The following is a 16,838-nucleotide window of genomic DNA, read 5'->3' as shown; positions in this document are numbered from 1 at the left end:
TGGCCCTGCTCCTTGGCCAGGCGCACCAACTCCGCGGCCGCCGCAGCTTCCGCGGAGGGCTCGGCCCTCTTCTTCGTCACATCTTCCAGTGTCGTCATCTTGGCACCTCCTCGCCGAGCATTCACTCAGCGTCTCGGGCCGAAACACCGATCTAGGGACAGTCCCGTTTCCGTTCCAACGGAATCGGCGGGCCAGATGGTTGTCCGGGACTTCCAGATAGACGGTTGATTCGGGCTTGGTTCGACACGCCGAGCCGAGCGTTGTACGGAAGAGTGAGACCATCGGTGCGTTGTCACTGATGGGTGACGGCGACCTTCCGTTTGGGAGGCGTTACGTGGCTTCGATGGTGGCGCGGCGTCATGCCGGCAGCAGATCGGCCGTAGGGGTAGAAGCGCTCCGAAATGCCCGGAGTGCTTCTGTTCGGGTTGCTTCCGAGGCGGCGCGTTCGTCGCGTGCGCGTACTTCCGCGAGTCGGGCGAGCTGGTCAGCGCGTCGAGTGCGATTGTGTTCGTCGTTTCGCTCGGTAGGGGTGGGTGCGGCCCAGTCGATGTGGGTCAGTCGCCAGCGTAGGAATGCGCTTGGTCGTGGGATGTGGTTGGGCCAGGTCCAGCTGCGTTGTTGGGTGTCTGTGGTGAGTTGGCGTGCGATGTCCCGTCCGGTCCATCGGGTGGTGTCGATTCCGGTTTGTTGGATGGTGTCGCAGATTTTTCCGATGTGGCCGGTTGGGTTCAGTGCTGGTGCGTGGGCGATGAGTTCGGCGGCTGCGCGTTGGAGGTGGATGGGTCGGGGTGCGGTTGTTGGTTGGTGTGTTGTCTTGCCCGCGTGTGCTTGCGCGCGCGTTGGTGAGATCTTGAAAGCAAGAGCTTTAAGTGCAAACCCCCCGGAGGGGGATAGGGGGTCACGGGTGCCGGATTGTGGATGGTTCCGTGTGGTGGTTCTGGATCTGTAGGCGGCGGTGCGCGGTGTGGCTCGGGAGAGTTTTCTGGGCCTCTTGGACGGAGGGGTGACGGTCGTGGCTACCGGGCGGGGTGTGGTGAGCGTCCAGGTGGAGGCTGCACGAAATTGGCGGCGGCCATGGTGCGATTCTGCGGCCATAGCTTCCAGGCGACTGAGGTAGCGACCGCGGACGAGTTCTACCGCGACTCCGAGTGTGGTGAGGACTCGTCGGGCGCGTTTGACGGTGGAGGTGCTCACTCCTGCGCGGCGGGCGATGGTCTCGCGTGAGGCGGTCACTGATCGTCCGGTAGCGCTTTCGGCGAGGGAGGCGTGGATGACAGCGACGGCGAAAACGGCTTCGGTGCTGATGGTGTGTTTTGTGCAGAGTGTCGTGCCGGTGGGGGAGTTGAGGAGGGTGCGGACTTGGTGTTGCCAGTGTGTGCGGCTGGTCCAGGTGGGGGTACGGCTGTAGGTGCCGTCGGGGATGGGGAGGGACCATGAGTTTCCGCGTTGGTTGCTTGCGCGGTTGAGTGTTTCGATGAGGGCGACGTTTTCGGTGGCTTGTTGTACGGCGTGTGCCCATTCGTTGTCGGAGACTGGAGCGTAGCGCGTTGATGGTGAGCCGTCGAGGGTTTTGCTGTGTGGAAGTGTTGAAGCTGGTTCAGGGTGTGCGTTACCCTGAGAAGTACCTGTCACAGGTAAATCCCTTCATGTGAGTGAAGAAGTGCAGTACAGAAGGCGGAGCGGTTACTTCGGCTTCATCAGTGACAGCGAGCCGGGCCTGGCTTGCTGTTGATTTGGCTCAGAGTGTGGCGAACCCCCGCAAGGGGGTTTCGTCGTTTCTGGACTGCGTCTATGAAGTTGTGCGTCAAGGTTTTTCGAATGTCACGCTGCGTGGTGGCGGGGCTCCCTTTTTCGGCGGTGCTCGGGTCAGGCCGGGTGTTCATTGAGGTCAGTTGCCGCTGGCGGTCTGTGACGGACGCCGGCCCCCGATGTGCGGATTATCTTGTTTCGAATGTCAGGAACGTGTGGAGCGAAGCGAAAACACCGCTCCCACAACACCTGCACACCCCAACGCGACAGCGAGAACAAGCGCTATCACGAATGATTCATTCGAACGGGGTGTGCAGATCCAGAAGGCCGCGCAGCGCAACCGCGACCTCGTGAATCTGATCGACCGACGCAGTTTCCGGATCGGAGGCAACGAGATCTGCCACGTCGATGAGGTTGTCGCGCAACCCGACCGACAAATCGCGAGGGCCGGCGAGGGCGTCGATGGTGTCCCGGACGATCGTTTCGGCGAGTTGGCGTACCTCGGCCATCTCGGCGTCGGTGGGGAAGACGATGCCTACTTCTTTCAGGAGCGCTGTGGAGGCGGTGCTGATCATGGATTCGATCAGCGGCGATCGATGCGGTGTTGTTGTCATGATGCTGCCCCCAACTGTGTGGAAACAGATGATGTGGTGGTGTGTGTGGGATGAATCCAGTGTTCGACGGCCGCGGTGATACTTGCGCGGGCGGTGGGAGGGTCCTGTGTGGTGAAGATGGCGGTGAATGCTGAGGTGACTGCTGCGATCCCGGAGGTCTCGAGTCCGTTGCAGTGGTCGAGTCCGTCGGTGATCAGCTCCAGTGCAGTGTTGAGGACTTCCCAGTGACCGTCCTCGTGTGGGGAATGCGCTGCGATGAGTTCGGTGGTGGGGAGTTGTTCTGCGGCCCACAGTTCTCGCACGTTGAGGGGGTGGATGGGGTGGGCGGTGAGTTGGCAGAGTCGGGCGACGGGGGCGCAGACGTGGTCGAGTCCGTCGATGATCGCGGTCATTCCCCAGCGCGGGTGGGTGAGGAGGTCCGCGAGCCATTGCCATCGTTCGGAGGGAAGGCCGGTCGAGGCGGGGGAGGGGAGGGCCCCGGTACTGATCCCGTAGATGATGTCGGGGAGGGGGCGGTGGGGGTTGGTCAGTTCGTCGAGCAAGCGGTGTGTTGTCATGTGGGGCAGTCCAATCGGGTGACGTCGAACGAGGCTTGTGACGTGCAGGTGGGAAGGTCCGCGGAATCCGTCGCACCGGTACAGAGAGGTGCGAGGACCGCGGCAGGGGAGGGGTCGACCCTCAACGGGCCGTGGGCGTCGATCAGATCGCGGGCATGAAGAACTGCGCGGGAGTCCACGTCGATCAACCCGTACACATCAGGTGAGTCGCCGATGTGCGGATGATCGTGTATGAAAGTGCGGCGACTACGCAGGCGGCCGGCGACTTCGACGAGGATCCACAACCGGTCGTAGCGGTCCCGTACCGGCAGATGGCCGTGGGTGTCGGCGAGGATTCCGTACACAGACCACGCTGACTCGAATGTCCTCAAGGTAAGCGCCGCAGACTCATCCGATGCCACTGTGTCGAGTGGCCGTGTGAAGACCGGATCGAACGACCCCACTATCGGGGTCACGCAGCGGTCCCACGAGAAGTACCGCGATGCCCGTCGACCCGCCGGTAGTACGAACGCCACACCGCATCCGAGGTAATCGGCCGGCCACGATGACTGAACGGCACACCCGCCCAAATCATCGACTGAGGCGGAGTATCCGCCGCCACCATCGACGACAACTCCTTCCGGCAATCCGCCAAACGCGGGCACCGGAAACACTCCGCTTGCGCATCCACAACCGCGCGATACGAGCCCTCATCCAGATCCCATGATTGAGGATCGACCGCGCACGCCAGTACAGTCGGCGGCGGCACCGCGGCCCTCACGCGGCCACCTCCGAATCCCGGCGACGGCGCGTTGCTGTCGTCAACGACTCGTACAGGCCCAGGCGTTCACCGTCGACGATATTGCCGTGGCTGTCATACGCATTGCCCGCCATGATCATTCGCTGTGGACCATCCCCACGTTCCACCGCCGCGGCCGCATCGATGCGGCACTGCGCCAACAACGGGCACGCCTCACACGAGGAGATTGCGCGGCGCCACTCCACCACCGTGCGGCCATCCATCTCCCACGACCGTGACTTCCCCGCGCACAAACCCTTGCCCGGCTCGGCACCGCGAATCGGCACCACGCCTCGAACCTCCAACTCCACACGGACAGCTCGCACAGTCGGGCACACATCGCACTCCGACGAGAAAACGAACCCGCACCGCGTGCACCGACCAACCCGATCAGGATGATGCGAAGCAGCAACCCGAAGAAGATCGTCAGTGCTGAGCTGCGGCAACATGACCGCAGATGTTCCCCTGCCCTCACGGTGCGTCAACTCACGCAACGCGGCCGCAGCCTCCGGGCACAACGGAACAAGCTCCGAAACACTGAAACCGCAACCATCGCAACGCCCGCCGATCGACGAATGCCGCGCAACAAGCCGACGAAGGGCAAGTGTGGAGAGAGCTGCATACCGATTGCGGAACACGTCATCCGGACCTGATGGGTCCACTAAGATAGACATCGCAGAATCCTTTCTGCAACTGAAGAAAACTCTGGACGGGCGCCAACCCGTTTGGACATCGTTCCCCTGGTCGTTGGTAGCGACCGGGGGAACTTCTTTCGATGTGTCACATCACCCCTTTGCCTGTGAGATGCGGACTTGCTGCCGTGTGCCTATTACAACAATTGCATCGATTAAAGTCATGCACGTTTAGACCCTAGAGGAGGTGCGGCATGGTGTCTAGCAATGACGAACGGAATGCCCACATGAGTCGCCGTGTTATGCGCGGGTTCGAACCCGCGCGACTTAGTCGTGCGCGTGAGAGCAAAGGCTTCAGTCGAGCAGATCTTGCTCGTCGCGCTGGGGTGGGCGGCGCGACAGTGCAGCAATGGGAGTCCGGCAACCGGAGTCCTCAGGTTGATACGTTGGCCTTGGTTGCCCGCACGCTTGATGTCCCTATGAGTGAACTGGTAATAGTTCCGGAGGATGAACGGTTCCCCGGTGATTGGCGCATCCTCCTCGGGCTTACGCAACCTCAGCTCGGAAAGCTCACGGGCATCAGCACCTCGATGATCGCGCGAATAGAGCGAGGCGAAGTGCTCCTGACGCCTGCGAATGCTCAAAAGTTGGCGGATGCTTTGGGAATCAGTGCAATTGAATTGCATGCAAGCTACGAGCGTGCCAGGACTCGACCTGCTGGTGTACCTGCATAGGTACGCAAGGGCATCGACATGGCAACTGAGGTAGTCGACGTGTGTGCGGCACAAACGGGCCTCCGGTTGAGTCTCAGGTGCGGGATCGAGCGGCAACTAGTACCGTCCGCGCTACCTGGCGGAGTCACCTGTAACCACTCACTGCCGGAGCCCTTGAAGGGCGCGCAGTTGCACGTTACTGATGCCTAGTGTTCTACCGCAATAGGCCGCAAGCATCTTGGGTACTAGGTCCCAAAACGCTTGAACATTCGGTGATCATTGCGCGCGACGCCGCCGAAGTCGATGTTCATCGACATCACGCGCTGGTGGCCGGGACTGGTCCAAGTCTTCGAATCAATTGCGGCAGAGTTGAAATCGTAAATGATCTTTAGGTCAGTGAAGGTGAAGGCGCTATGTCAGATGCATGGGCCTCTCCTACTCCGGAGAACTTGCTTCGCGAATCATGACCAGACCTGCCGTCGTATGTTGGTCCAGCATCATCAGAGTTGCGTCCACAGCATAGGTTTTCCAGGCTCCGCTCAATTGGCGGAAACGAATGACTCCGCGGGTCTTACCCCGTGCGAGACCTTCTGACATCGCAAGTGCAATGTGGAAGTCGTCCGGATGAATGCTGGGTTCGACCTGATCGTCAACTGATTCCCATGCAAGTCCCGGCATGGCGTCGCCAACCCATCGAATCAACTGCAGGGTCTTGAGATTGACGATGGCTCGATACTCTCCGTCATTGGTTGCCGCCTCTAGCACCCTGTATTCGAGAACCACCGGAGGAGGTGCGGAGGTTACTTCTACTGCTGGTCCGATATCTTGAGTAATCCCGCGCAGGATCACTTGGGGTTGACCTGTTTCCGGATCGTTCTCTTTGAGCATTCGGCAGGAGAAGTGAGCTGCGCGCAGTTCTCCATCATCCCTCTCCACCGTCCAGACGGCTTGGTGAACCGTTCCGGGTTGCGACTGGACGATCTTTGACAGTGCGTCGCTCTCGTCATGATTTGTCCGTAATCGTGTGAAAGCGCCCGCCATTGCCTTCTCTGTGTGGCGTTCGTCCTCGGGGACGCCGTACAAATCCAGTAGGGCGACGCTTCCACTTGCCTTGCCTGCAGTAAGATTGAATAGCCATGCGCCAGCCGGATCATGTTCGGGTACTGTCTCGTTCGATCTTCCGAACCACAGATGTATTCCATGCAAGCGACCGCTGAACGTGATCAGGGGCTCAACGATGAGGCGACGTTGCCCGTCTGCCGATCTCCGATCAATTTGTCCAGGTGAAGCACTGACTTCATCAATGATCCGCTTCACAAGTTCGAGTGAGTCCCTACTTTTCAGTACTCTCTCGATTGGCACGAATCGCCTTGGTGCGCTACCCAACCCAACAATGGATGGTGCAGCGTCGCCGAATGTTTCGATCATCAACCATTTTGTTGTCACAGTGGTCGTTCCTCTCCCCGCGGATTGTGAACAGACGAACACTACGCAAATTCTTCTGTACATGTAACCGCCGATAACAGAAAAAGGTCCCAGGCTGGTGGGCGCAATGTCCTCATACGGACTTCGTTGGGTCAGGCTAGGAGCGATTTGCCCTATTCGTGGCCGGTATCAGGCGTTGGTATCCAGATCCGGAGATTCTGGTCAGTGCGTCGATGATACGAGCGTCTGTGCCGACAAGTATCCGGGGACGTCCTTGTTTTGCGCCACGTAAGATAACCTGCGCGGCCTTCTCCGGTTCGGTTCTTGCGATGCTGTGTTCGAAGGACTCGATGACTGCTTGTCTGTCTATCGGCGCAGCCATACGGGCAGTCCGTGCAATCGAGGTCTTGATTCCTCCAGGGAAGACGCAAGACACCTTGACTTGCGGATGCAGAATCAACATCTCCTGCCGTAGCGATTCGGTGAAACCTCGGACGGCAAATTTGGCTGCGTTGTATGCCGAGTATCCGGGCGCCGACATCAAACCGAATGCAGAGGAAACATTGACGATGTTTCCCTCATTCGATCGAAATATGAAGGGCAAAAACGCTTTTGATCCGTTGACTACACCCCAGAAGTTCACCCGCATTACATGTGCGAAGTCATCGAACTCAGCATCGAGCACGTCCCCGGTGTAGAGGACGCCAGCGTTGTTGAATACTGCGTCGATGCTCCCAAGAGCGTCGAATGTCTCAGCGGCGCAGGCATGCATAGCGTCACGGTCGGAAACATCTACAACCGACATGCGGATTACACCTGATTGCGTGCCTATCAAGCTGATCGTTTGATTAAGTGCATGTTGGTCGCGGTCGATCAGAGAAAGTGACGCGCCTTGTCTTGCCAACTGAATGGCCAGCTGGCGGCCCACCCCCGCACCTGCACCTGTCACTGCGACAACCCGACCATCAAAATAGCTCACCTACACACACTATCCGGCAACGAAACGGGACACAGATGCTGGCGTATCAGTGTGAATCGGCTATTGCCGGTTATATGACCTTGGCGGTATCCTTCCTGGCTTAAGCGTGCGGCTACGTCCCTTCGCATCGTACGTGCATGTCGATGGTGACTCTCTCCCTTGCTCGGATTTGCCAGTGGGGCGGTGTCTTCTGGCTTAACTGAATCTCGACGTCGCCGAGCTGCGGGAGATCCCACGTCACGCCAGGCGGGAAGAGGTCGGTCGTTCCGAACTTGTTGTTCGATTCGCTCTCGCTGTCGAGTGCGCTTTGCGGAGTGGTGAATTCCTGCAAGGGGTAGTCGAGTTCCTTGTTTTCGATGGCGATGGTTTGGGATCCATGCGTAAGTAGGGCGTTCCAGCCGTTAGGTGCGGTGATGCCGATTGTGAGATTGTCTCCTGCTCCGATGCACCTAGCTTGGACCTGGTCGGGGGCCGGTGTGGTGATGAATTGATTGCTTTGGATGTCTCCCACGCCGATCGCTAAGTTTCCTGGCCAGAGGGAGGATTCGGCCGGCGTGACGACCCCGATTCGGTTGCCGTCTGTGCTGGCGGATTGGTTGGGGGTGGCGACCCTCTGTGTCGCTGGTGTCGAGCATGCAGGCAGGAGCGGCAGTAACGTAAGGAGTGCCGTGACTACGGTAATACGTCTTTTCATGAGTCTCCTCGTCGATACAGGTCTGACGTGATGGGTGTAGCGCAGGACGTGAAAAGTATTGTGTACAAGTAATATTCGATTTTATTCTTGAAGTCGTCTATCGACTGGATTTCGAAGGACGATCCTCCACTTCTTTGTGTCGGTGGATGGCCTATTCAGTACTGAATGGTGTCGATGCGCCACTGATCAACCTCCTTGGAGAGCGTGACCCACACGGTCGTTTCCGGTACAACAAGATTGGTCGCATCTCCGGTAATTACGGTCTGGCGGATGGTGGCGACTCGGCGGACGAGTGCATCGGTATCTGGTGGGCAGCCGGAGCAACCCACAGTCACATCGGCGACCACTTTGGCGTTGTCGGAGGCCCATTGGTTCCACTGTGCTCCTGGTCCTCGTTCGGTGTGCGTGTCGACGAGCAGGGTCTGTGCCAGGGTGTCGGTGAACCATTCCCGGGCGCGTGCGTATCCATTGGTGGGGCTACGGTCCGTTGCCGGGTACCAGGTAAACGCCACGGAAAGTGCCTGGCGAGCGATGTTTTCGGCTCGCTCCGTATCCGGATCGTCGGTGACGTCGATTGTTGTCGGAGCCGGCGAAGTCGAAATGGTCAGCGGCGCCGGTGCTGGGGCGATCTGTTCAGCTGTCTCGGTTTCCGTCTCGTTGCCCCAACCGAAGAGGAAGTACACCAGTCCACCGACGAGGAGGACAGCGACGGCAAGCAGAACCAGCTTGCGTGCGTTGCTCACAGAACCCTCCTGGCTTTCATATCGCTCTGCAGTGGAGCTTGTTTGACGACGTCCCCCGTAGTGGGAGCATGGATCATCTGGCCTCCGCCGATCGCGACGCCGACGTGCCCCGGACCTGTTCCGGTCCACGAACCGAACACCAGATCCCCGGCTTGTGCTCGGTCAATAGGGATCTCGACTCCGACGTTCCACTGCTGTTCGGATGTCCTGGGCAGGGTGATCTTGTTTCCACTTCCCTGGTAGATGGCGTAGCTGGTCAGTCCGGAGCAGTCGAATCCACCGCCGGTGGTGCCGTTGATGTTGCCGCCGCCCCAGACGTACGGGGTGCCGAGGAATTGGCGGGCAGCGTCGACGACCTGCGATCCGGACGCCGAACCGGGCGAGACGATCAGTTCCCCGCTACCTCCGGGGGACGCGAACTCTGCTTCGTATGCAAGGACTTTCGCGACGTAGGGCTGTGTCTGGGTGGTGTAGTCACCGCCGCTGGGCATTCCGCCGGCATTCTTCACCGCGCCTTCGCCCGCGTTGTAGGAAGCGATGTAGAGCGATTTCGGATCGCCCTTGACCGATCCGTCGGCATTCCATCCGTCGACCTGCGCCGCGATGGAGCAGAAGTATCGGCCCTGAGCCATGATCGCGTCCCCATCGTCCCAGATCGAGACCTTGCCGTTTCTGTCGTCGTCCTGGCCATAAGAAGCAAATGTTCGCGGCATGAACTGCGTGATACCTTGCGCTCCACTGCCGGAGGTCAGGCCACGGGTCAAGCCGGATTCGGCCTTTGCATCTGCGGCCAACAGGGAGGGCTTGATCTGGGGGCACAGCGATCCGGCCTTGCGGAACCACGGTTCCATCTCCGGAGGAACGGAACCGGCTTTGAGATCGCCGCCACCCGCCACGCCGAAGCCGGCGCAGTCGATCGACGATGATGACGCGGCCAGCTCGATGGCAGGAGAATCACTACCCGCTTCGCCGGCGGGGAAGGGGGCTCCGCCGAGCTTGGTCATCGGATCGACAGCGGTTCCACCCTGCAACCGTCCCCCGTCCCAGTATTCGAAATGCAGGTGTGCGCCAGTGGATTGGCCGTTGTTTCCGATGTTCGCGATATGGTCGCCGGCCTTGATCTGCTGGCCTTCCGTGACAAGGACACCGTCGTCGAACATGTGGCCGTAGACGGTGCTCACGGGTTTTCCGCCGACGAGCGAGTCGAGCACGATCCAGTTCCCGAACCCGGATGCGGGTCCGGCCTTCACCGCGACGCCGTCGAGCGCCGCGTAGATCGGTGTCCCGACGGGGCCGGCGAAGTCGACGCCTTTATGTTCGGTTCCCCAGCGAGGCCCGAACGGGGACGTGAACGTCGTCGTTCCGTCCTTGGTCGGGCGGGTGATCGGCCCCGATGCTTTCAGTTCGGTGTTTCCCGTAGACGATCCCTTGTCGTCTCGTTCGTTCGACGCGGTTCCGCCGCAACGGTTGTGGGGGATCACCGGCTGCTGGGTGCATCCGGACAGCCCCAGGATCGCGGCGGTGGCCGCGGTGACGATCAGGGCTATCGCTGCACGGCGGCGACTCACAGTGTTCCCGGGAGCGGTGTGTCGAGGTCGGGAATCGGGATGGGGCCAGGAACAGGAAGAGGCGCCGGTCCGAGGTCTACCGAGGGAACAGCGACCGAGGCGGTCGATGTCGGCGACGTGGTCAAGGTAATGCTCGGTGAGGTGGGCGATGTAGGAGTCGTGGTGGTTGTGGCAGCTTCCGAGGTCGGTGGGTTCGCGAGGGAAGGTGTGCCGAGCTTGTCGATCTCGCTGCGGTCCAGGGTGGGCAGCGGCATCTGGACCTGCCATGTCGAACCCTTGGCAGTGTCCGAGGCTTTCAAGGTGACCCGCAGATTCCCCGCCTGCGTCGGGACGATGACCTGCACGGCGCTCTCACCGCCGGTGCCGGCCACGATCTCACTGCGCGTCGGGCCGGTGATCGCGACCGGTACGAGCGGGCGGGCATTGACCACAGTCACGCCGGGCGCTTCAGCGGTGTGCACGCCCAGCTTGGTCTTCCATTCGCTGTTCGAGAGTGACTGATCGACGTAGACGTGCGCGTAGGCCATCGCTGTCGCCGGTGCACTCTCGGCCACCGACGCGATCGACTTGCCGGCAATCGAGGATTCGGTCACCTCGGTCAACTCGTAGCTCAGATCCGGCGCCGCAGATTCTGCGTCCGTCGCAGTCGTCGCGGCGGAGGCCTGGATCTTCGAGGCAGTGTTCGACGGGGTCGGGGATTGGCCGAACACCGCTCCCGCCACGAACAGCACACCGAACGCAGAGACGATCGTGATCGTCAGATTGGTGCGCGAGTACAGCACCCACCGCCGGATCGGTGCTAGGACGGGATTGGCTGCGCTGGAGGACATCAGCTGACCCTGTCGGTCGAATCGGACGAAGTACCTGCGGAGGTCAACGACGGCGTCCACAGTCGGGCGGTGGACCGCGGAGGCGTCGACGCGTTCGAGCGCGTCGCACCCGAACTGGGTGTCGTCGACCCCGTGGAGACATCCCGCGAGGGCGGTGTGAACACCTTCATCGGCGCGATACTCGACCGCGGGCCTCCGTCCCATGTCTCACTCACCGACGAAGAGCTGCGCGGCGAACCGGCTTCGGTTCCGACCAACTGGCGAGCGAGTGTCTGGCCTCGATTGGCGGCGGTACCGGCGGTTTGCGGCCGATCGGCGACGGGCCTCTTGAGGCCCGTAGAACTCTTCGCGGTACCGGCGAGGCTTTGGCGGCGCACATCGTTCTTGCGTGAATCCGTCAGACGCTGTTGACGATCCATCGTCTTACGCGCATCGACACGCGATTTGTCGACCTCGTGCCGGCGTCGCTGATTCAACTCGCGTCCTTCCGGACGCACTGGTGTCACCGAATCCTTGTCGAGGTCACCACCGCGTTTGGTCGCCTTCCGAAGCGCGCCGACACCTTCCTCGACCATCGACGCTGCGGGACCGCCCACGACGGCGCTGCCGGCCTTGAAGAACTTCTGTTTCATCGACGTCTGAGCGTGACGAGCTTTGCGATTGAGTGCGCCGGCTTGGTTCTGGGTGAAGGTCTGAGTCATCCGTTTGAACGGGCGCATGATGAACCAGCACACCGCCGTCAAGATGACCATGAACCACAGCCGCCACGTGCCGTCGACCAGACCGTTGTCGGTGTCGTACAGCTTGACCAGCGCCATCAGGTACAGCGCGATGATGACTGCGCCGGCCACGCCCCACATGTAGGCGGTGGCGATCATGCGGCACACGCGCGAGAGGGTGCCGCCGTGTGCGGCGGCGATCGGAACCCAGATCGGTGCGAAGAGAATTGCGAGTCGAATGGCTAGTAGCGCAGTGAGTTTGAGGATGGATGCGCCGATCCAGAGGATGGAGGGCATGGCGAGTTTGATCATCGCCATGAACCCTGTGCCGGTGCGTCCGGAGTCTTTGCCCTGGAACTGATTGTAGGAAAGGTTCAAATCTTTCAGTTTCTCAACCAGATTATTTTCGAAATCCTCTCCTTTTTTGCTCGCAAGCTCACTTGCAGCCTCGTTGTCGCCGGCCACGTTCTGCTGCTCCGCGTACGAAAATGCCAGGGTGTCGCGGAGCTTCGGTCCAAGTTGCAGTTCCTGGTCGTTGAAATTCGCGCCGAACCATCCTTTACGCCAGTCGTCGAGGAAGATCTTGTCGATCAGCACATTGCGGGGGTCTCCGGTGTTTCCGGACACGGACAGCATCTGACCTTGTGTGTCGGTGATGACCGATCCGAAGGTGTCGTCGGCGACCTGGATGGCTTTTTGCGGTGCGCCGACGAACAGTGCTCCGATGGCCATTGCAGCGCCGGCGATCGCGACGGTGCGAGTCACGGCCGCGGCATTCGATTTGAGGGCGTTCCAGATGATGATCGTGGCGACCACGATCAATGCCACACCCAGCCACGTTCCGTAGACGCTGAGCATTCCGTTGGAGATCGAGGCGACGATCTGGTCGAACTGCACCATGGCCGGGGCGATCCCGGCCTCTTCGGCAGCTGCTCCGGTCTTCGTCTGGTCGTCGAGCCAGAACGCGGCAGCTGCGAATCCCTTGCCGATTGCGAGGAATGTGTTGCCCAGGGTGGTGTCCGCGACTGCGTCGGGTGCGCGGACCAGGTCGTTGCCGCAGCCGAGGTCGTAGGTGTACCAGCGTAATCCGGCCCACCCGTAGGTTTCGTAGCCGGTGCCGCTCGGTTTCGGTTCGCGGTCTTTGCTCGAGGAATCGAACTCGGCTGCCATGACCGAGTTCGGGAACTCGGGGGAGGGGACGTCTTTGCAGTCGAATCCGCCGGCAGAGGCGATTGGCCCACCCGGGGCGACGAGGGGCACCAGCACCAGCGCTAGAACGGCGAGAACCCGCGCCAGATTGACGGTCAGCGCCCGAACGCGCGATCGATGGGGGATTGCGCCATTCAGCTCTGCCGAGGGCGCTCTGAGCCCTCCGCGGGTATTCATGCGGCGCCGCCGAGCGCGTTCTTCGCCGACGAGGAATTCAGCGCCGCGAACACATGCGCGAGATGCACGTAGTGAATCCAGCTCGAACGCACCAGCTCGACGTCGTCGGCCATCCGGATCATCCAGCGCCGCGCTTCGTCCTGATAGGAGGTGTCGGTGTCCTCGTCGAGAGTGTCCTCGCCGCCGCTGCCCAGTTCAGCGAGGAACTGCTCGAACCCTTGCCCGGCGGGAAGTTTGAGCAGTTTCAGGGCACCTTCGATTGCATGCGGATCACCGCCGACGTCACCGACGAACACCTCGTAGGTCAGGGCGGTCTTGTCGTCGCTGCCGTCCAATCCGAGGAAATCATCCGGAAGTTGCGAGCAGACCAGGGCGCGGACCTTGAATTTGCGTGAGTCGCGCGCGATTCGGAGGTTGAGGGTGCGGCCTGCGCCAGTGGATTCGAGGTATTTGTTTTCGTCGAGGAAGAGCACCTTGCGCACGTGGCGAGGCTTTTCGTAGACGAGTCTGTTCGCCAGCCACGCGGCCATGTGCATCAATGGCGCCGTCATCCGTTGCTGCGGTGTCCACTGCGAGGACGGCGTGCCTTCGGGCGGTAGCTGCAGGCCCGGCATTGTCAGGATCGTCAGGCGGATGTCGGCGTCGAATGCATCCGCTCCGCTGCCGATCGTGCCCTCTTCCGGGAATAGCACACGCGCTTCGGTCAGTTCCGACATCAAACTGAGCTGCTGGTACAGCCCGTTCGCACACGTTTTGACGGCTTGGTCCGGATCGCTCACTCCGATCGATTGGATCGCGGCCAACACTTCTCGGAGGTTGTGGTTGCTGTCGCCGCCGACCATGTTCGCGGCCATGTGCAGCACGGGTTCGGTGTGTTCGAGATGCAGATGCCGTTCGGTGAGCATCATCTTGAGCACCGAGACGGCGACCTCGACACGCTCGGCGGCGGCTGCACGCATATCCGCATCGAACTTCGACTGCGCCGCCGCGAACGGATCTGCATCCCGGGCGTACTCGACGTTGCGGGCGTCGTACTCGGGATCGTCGCGACGTGGATCGGTGATCACGCGGTACGGGTTCAAGGCGCCAGCGCGTGAATCGCGACCGGTGAGGGCGTAGACGCGGGCGATGTCGCGAAACTCCGGTAGTCCGGCCAACGCTGCGAGCGGACCGGAGGGGTCGAGGACGACGCCGTATGCGCCGGCTCTGACGGCTTGGTAGACGATCATGCCGGCCAGGAATGTCTTACCTGAACCGGGTACGGCGACGATCGGTGTCAGACCGGACTTGTGCTTGATCTCGTGCGCGGCGAACAGGTCCCAGATCACCGGGCGCGGCGAGATGGATCCGGTCTCGCCCAGGACGACACCGCGGCGGTCACCGATCCGGTCACTGACGGTTGCCATCCCGGCGGCGACTGCTTCGACGTCCATGTGTCGTTTGTTGGCGATGTTGGCTTGCGGCTCACCGGGTATGAACTCTCGCAGCAACTGGTATTGGCCGTGCTCTTGTTCGAGCGCGATGTGAGGGGAGTACATCTCCTGCAGATCGGAGACTTTCTGCCGCGCATCGTCGGGGTCGGTGCCGACCACTGCGAGGCGGTACCACCCGGTGGTTCGAGTCGAGAGTCCGGAATGGTCTTCTTCGACGTCGGAGATCACGTCCTGTGCGCGGGCGTGCTGCTCCGCCAACTCTTTCGGCGGGACCTGATCGTGTTCGACGGTGTAGTGGTCGAACTGCGATTCGATCTTGCCGGTCAGCGAGCGCATGGTGCGGATCGTTTTCGCTTTGTCGTGCAGCTCGATGCGATCGGACCATTCGAGGGGTTCACCGGACGGATCCCCGATGATCTGCCACGGCAGCATCCGTTCCGGAATTGGTAGGGGAGCCATGCGGCCGATCGTCAGCACGATCACCACGCCGGTGTACTTGCGGCCGTCGACGACGCCGGAGACGGTGGTGTACCCGTCTCCTGGGGTGAGGGAGAGGTCGGTGAGATCTTCCAGGGCGGCGACGTCGGTTTCTTCCCAGTCTCCGGCGCCGGCGATCGCACCGCCAGTTTCCAGCGGTAGACCGATGGTCGCTGATCGGCGCAGCAAGTAGTCGATCGCGGCGGGTGTGGCCGGTGTTGCTTTCACTCCGCGGCCGGACATGATTCGTTCGAGTGTGGCGAGGTGATCGGCAAGGGCCTTCTGCTCGCGTTCGAAGGCGTCGTCGGCCCAGCTGTTCACCCCCGTGCACACTCTGCCCAGCAGTGGCCAGTGGGCGAGGTGGCGCAGCATTCGGGCGGTCCAGTCCAACCCCTGGCCGAGTGAGGAGCGTTGCGGCAGTTCGATACCCCAGTAGCGGCCTTTGATCGTCGCGTTGGACCACAACATCGCATGCTGCTGCCCGCGCAGGTAGTCCGCCCATGACAGTGCGCCGGGAACATCGGGAATCGGGGTGGCCCAGGTGTCGTGATCGATCGCCCACTGTGCGACGGGGAACGGGGTGCGCACGAGGCGGCGATGCACCTTGTTGACGCCGGCCTTCTGCAGGTTGGTCAGGATGATCGCTTCGTCCTGGATGAAGCGGCGCTGCTTTCCGGTGGTGCGGAAATTCCACGGCCCCTGGCGTTGGACGAACCATGCGGTGGAGGTGGTCGCGGTGCGGGTGATGTTCGCTGAGGTGCCGGTCAGTTTCAGGCGTACCGCTTTCCGTTCGCGGTCTGCACGTTTCTTCGCTGCTGCCTTGTCCCGATCTGTTGCCGACTTTGCACGTTTCTTGCCTGTGCGGCGACGCTGCCGGCCGAGCACCTTGTCCGCGACGTGGTCCGGATCGGTTGCAGGGAGAGTGTGGCCGTCGGTGTCGTCCTCGCCGTTGTCGTATTCAGAACCATCCGGAGCGTGTGCGGGTTCGGCTTCGGACCACGCACGCGCAGGTTGCGGAGCGCGCGACTGCACTGCTGCCCACGACGGAGGGAGGGCACCGGGAGGAATGACCGGAACCGGGTCGTCGAGCTTCGGATCGAACAGAGCCGCAATGTCGTTCTCGGGAACGGTCATCGGTGATCCTTACCGTCGATGCGAACAGGTACGACGGCGCGTTCTCCTGTAGTCAACCGCTCGGGTAGTGAGATGAACACGGGTGCACCGCGCTTCGGTGGGCGCGGTGCAACGAGGTCGTTGAGGGCGGCCGTGAGAACCGACCGCAGTGGGCGGTCCGGGGTGACGAACTTCGCGATCCGGGTCGTAAGCCACACCGTGATCACGGCCATCACCATCAGCGATTTGAACCCGAGTGGGACGTGCAGAATTCCGCGACCGATCACGAAAACCACCACGAAAGCAACCACGCCGACGATGCCGGCCGTGTAGCGGATCCGGACGGGCAGTGGATAACCGGTCGGGCCGAGGTAGTGCCGGTCCACGCGGTACATCAGGTCGTCGTTGTCGATCACCGTGCATCCCCT

At 61.4% G+C, this 16,838-nt stretch carries 15 protein-coding genes; 1 reads left to right on the top strand and 14 read right to left on the bottom strand.

The window, feature by feature from the left end:
• Positions 1-357: 357 nt before the first annotated feature.
• The 5 genes from P3G66_RS30300 to P3G66_RS30280 all read right to left on the bottom strand — a co-directional run bounded on the left by P3G66_RS30300 (position 358) and on the right by P3G66_RS30280 (position 4,372).
• A complete protein-coding gene (locus P3G66_RS30300; RefSeq protein ID WP_276117667.1) occupies positions 358-1,632 on the bottom strand; it encodes a hypothetical protein in 1,275 nt (424 codons plus the stop codon).
• A gap of 413 nt (positions 1,633-2,045) precedes the next feature.
• Positions 2,046-2,363 carry a hypothetical protein gene (locus P3G66_RS30295; protein ID WP_276117666.1) on the bottom strand — a complete coding sequence of 106 codons (318 nt, stop codon included), beginning with the start codon at positions 2,361-2,363 and terminating at the stop codon, positions 2,046-2,048.
• Complete coding sequence (locus P3G66_RS30290; protein WP_276117665.1) at positions 2,360-2,920, bottom strand: hypothetical protein; 561 nt, start codon at positions 2,918-2,920, stop codon at positions 2,360-2,362. The genes P3G66_RS30295 and P3G66_RS30290 overlap by 4 nt, the downstream gene beginning before the upstream one ends.
• A complete protein-coding gene (locus P3G66_RS30285) occupies positions 2,917-3,564 on the bottom strand; it encodes a hypothetical protein (RefSeq protein ID WP_276117664.1) in 648 nt (215 codons plus the stop codon). Before P3G66_RS30285 ends, P3G66_RS30290 begins: the two co-directional genes overlap by 4 nt.
• Before the next feature lie 112 nt (positions 3,565-3,676).
• A complete protein-coding gene (locus tag P3G66_RS30280; protein ID WP_276117663.1) occupies positions 3,677-4,372 on the bottom strand; it encodes a hypothetical protein in 696 nt (231 codons plus the stop codon).
• A gap of 212 nt (positions 4,373-4,584) precedes the next feature.
• Here P3G66_RS30280 and P3G66_RS30275 point away from each other — a divergent pair, with 212 nt between their 5' ends.
• Positions 4,585-5,064, top strand: coding sequence for a helix-turn-helix transcriptional regulator (locus P3G66_RS30275; RefSeq protein ID WP_007728252.1), 480 nt, complete (start codon positions 4,585-4,587; stop codon positions 5,062-5,064).
• Positions 5,065-5,478: 414 nt separating this feature from the next.
• Here the strand turns inward: P3G66_RS30275 and P3G66_RS30270 are convergent, their stop codons facing one another.
• From P3G66_RS30270 to P3G66_RS30230, 9 genes are all read right to left on the bottom strand, one after another.
• Positions 5,479-6,489, bottom strand: coding sequence for a GAF domain-containing protein (locus P3G66_RS30270; RefSeq protein ID WP_168798927.1), 1,011 nt, complete (start codon positions 6,487-6,489; stop codon positions 5,479-5,481).
• A 136-nt stretch (positions 6,490-6,625) separates the two neighbouring features.
• The gene (locus P3G66_RS30265) at positions 6,626-7,447 is read right to left on the bottom strand and encodes an SDR family NAD(P)-dependent oxidoreductase (RefSeq protein ID WP_276117662.1); all 822 of its coding nucleotides are present in this window, start codon (positions 7,445-7,447) and stop codon (positions 6,626-6,628) included.
• 112 nt (positions 7,448-7,559) lie between these two features.
• Complete coding sequence (locus P3G66_RS30260; RefSeq protein ID WP_058228474.1) at positions 7,560-8,141, bottom strand: hypothetical protein; 582 nt, start codon at positions 8,139-8,141, stop codon at positions 7,560-7,562.
• Positions 8,142-8,296: 155 nt separating this feature from the next.
• On the bottom strand, positions 8,297-8,884 hold the full coding sequence (locus P3G66_RS30255) for a hypothetical protein (RefSeq protein WP_276117661.1): 588 nt from the start codon (positions 8,882-8,884) through the stop codon (positions 8,297-8,299).
• A complete protein-coding gene (locus tag P3G66_RS30250) occupies positions 8,881-10,452 on the bottom strand; it encodes a peptidoglycan DD-metalloendopeptidase family protein (protein WP_276117660.1) in 1,572 nt (523 codons plus the stop codon). The genes P3G66_RS30255 and P3G66_RS30250 overlap by 4 nt, the downstream gene beginning before the upstream one ends.
• On the bottom strand, positions 10,449-11,282 hold the full coding sequence (locus P3G66_RS30245) for a hypothetical protein (protein WP_276117659.1): 834 nt from the start codon (positions 11,280-11,282) through the stop codon (positions 10,449-10,451). Before P3G66_RS30245 ends, P3G66_RS30250 begins: the two co-directional genes overlap by 4 nt.
• Positions 11,282-13,387, bottom strand: a complete 2,106-nt coding sequence (locus tag P3G66_RS30240; RefSeq protein ID WP_276117658.1) for a hypothetical protein — start codon at positions 13,385-13,387, stop codon at positions 11,282-11,284. Before P3G66_RS30240 ends, P3G66_RS30245 begins: the two co-directional genes overlap by 1 nt.
• The gene (locus tag P3G66_RS30235) at positions 13,384-16,431 is read right to left on the bottom strand and encodes an ATP-binding protein (RefSeq protein ID WP_276117657.1); all 3,048 of its coding nucleotides are present in this window, start codon (positions 16,429-16,431) and stop codon (positions 13,384-13,386) included. The genes P3G66_RS30240 and P3G66_RS30235 overlap by 4 nt, the downstream gene beginning before the upstream one ends.
• Positions 16,428-16,826, bottom strand: a complete 399-nt coding sequence (locus P3G66_RS30230) for a hypothetical protein (RefSeq protein WP_276117656.1) — start codon at positions 16,824-16,826, stop codon at positions 16,428-16,430. The genes P3G66_RS30235 and P3G66_RS30230 overlap by 4 nt, the downstream gene beginning before the upstream one ends.
• Positions 16,827-16,838 lie beyond the last annotated feature (12 nt).

Origin of the sequence: Rhodococcus sp. C3V (genome assembly GCF_029269915.1) — a bacterium.
Taxonomy (GTDB): Bacteria; Actinomycetota; Actinomycetes; order Mycobacteriales; family Mycobacteriaceae; genus Rhodococcus_F; species Rhodococcus_F qingshengii.
The sequence above is the reverse complement of the archived record's forward strand: the minus strand, read 5'-3'. Positions and strand labels throughout refer to the sequence as shown.

Bases quoted from the DNA above. Each gene is read 5' to 3' on its own strand.
- P3G66_RS30280 (WP_276117663.1), bottom strand. From the start codon at position 4,372: ATGTCTATCTTAGTGGACCCATCAGGTCCGGATGACGTGTTCCGCAAT.
- P3G66_RS30290 (WP_276117665.1), bottom strand. From the start codon at position 2,920: ATGACAACACACCGCTTGCTCGACGAACTGACCAACCCCCACCGCCCC.
- P3G66_RS30240 (WP_276117658.1), bottom strand. From the start codon at position 13,387: ATGAATACCCGCGGAGGGCTCAGAGCGCCCTCGGCAGAGCTGAATGGC.
- P3G66_RS30245 (WP_276117659.1), bottom strand. From the start codon at position 11,282: ATGTCCTCCAGCGCAGCCAATCCCGTCCTAGCACCGATCCGGCGGTGG.
- P3G66_RS30260 (WP_058228474.1), bottom strand. From the start codon at position 8,141: ATGAAAAGACGTATTACCGTAGTCACGGCACTCCTTACGTTACTGCCG.
- P3G66_RS30275 (WP_007728252.1), top strand. From the start codon at position 4,585: ATGGTGTCTAGCAATGACGAACGGAATGCCCACATGAGTCGCCGTGTT.
- P3G66_RS30295 (WP_276117666.1), bottom strand. From the start codon at position 2,363: ATGACAACAACACCGCATCGATCGCCGCTGATCGAATCCATGATCAGC.
- P3G66_RS30235 (WP_276117657.1), bottom strand. From the start codon at position 16,431: ATGACCGTTCCCGAGAACGACATTGCGGCTCTGTTCGATCCGAAGCTC.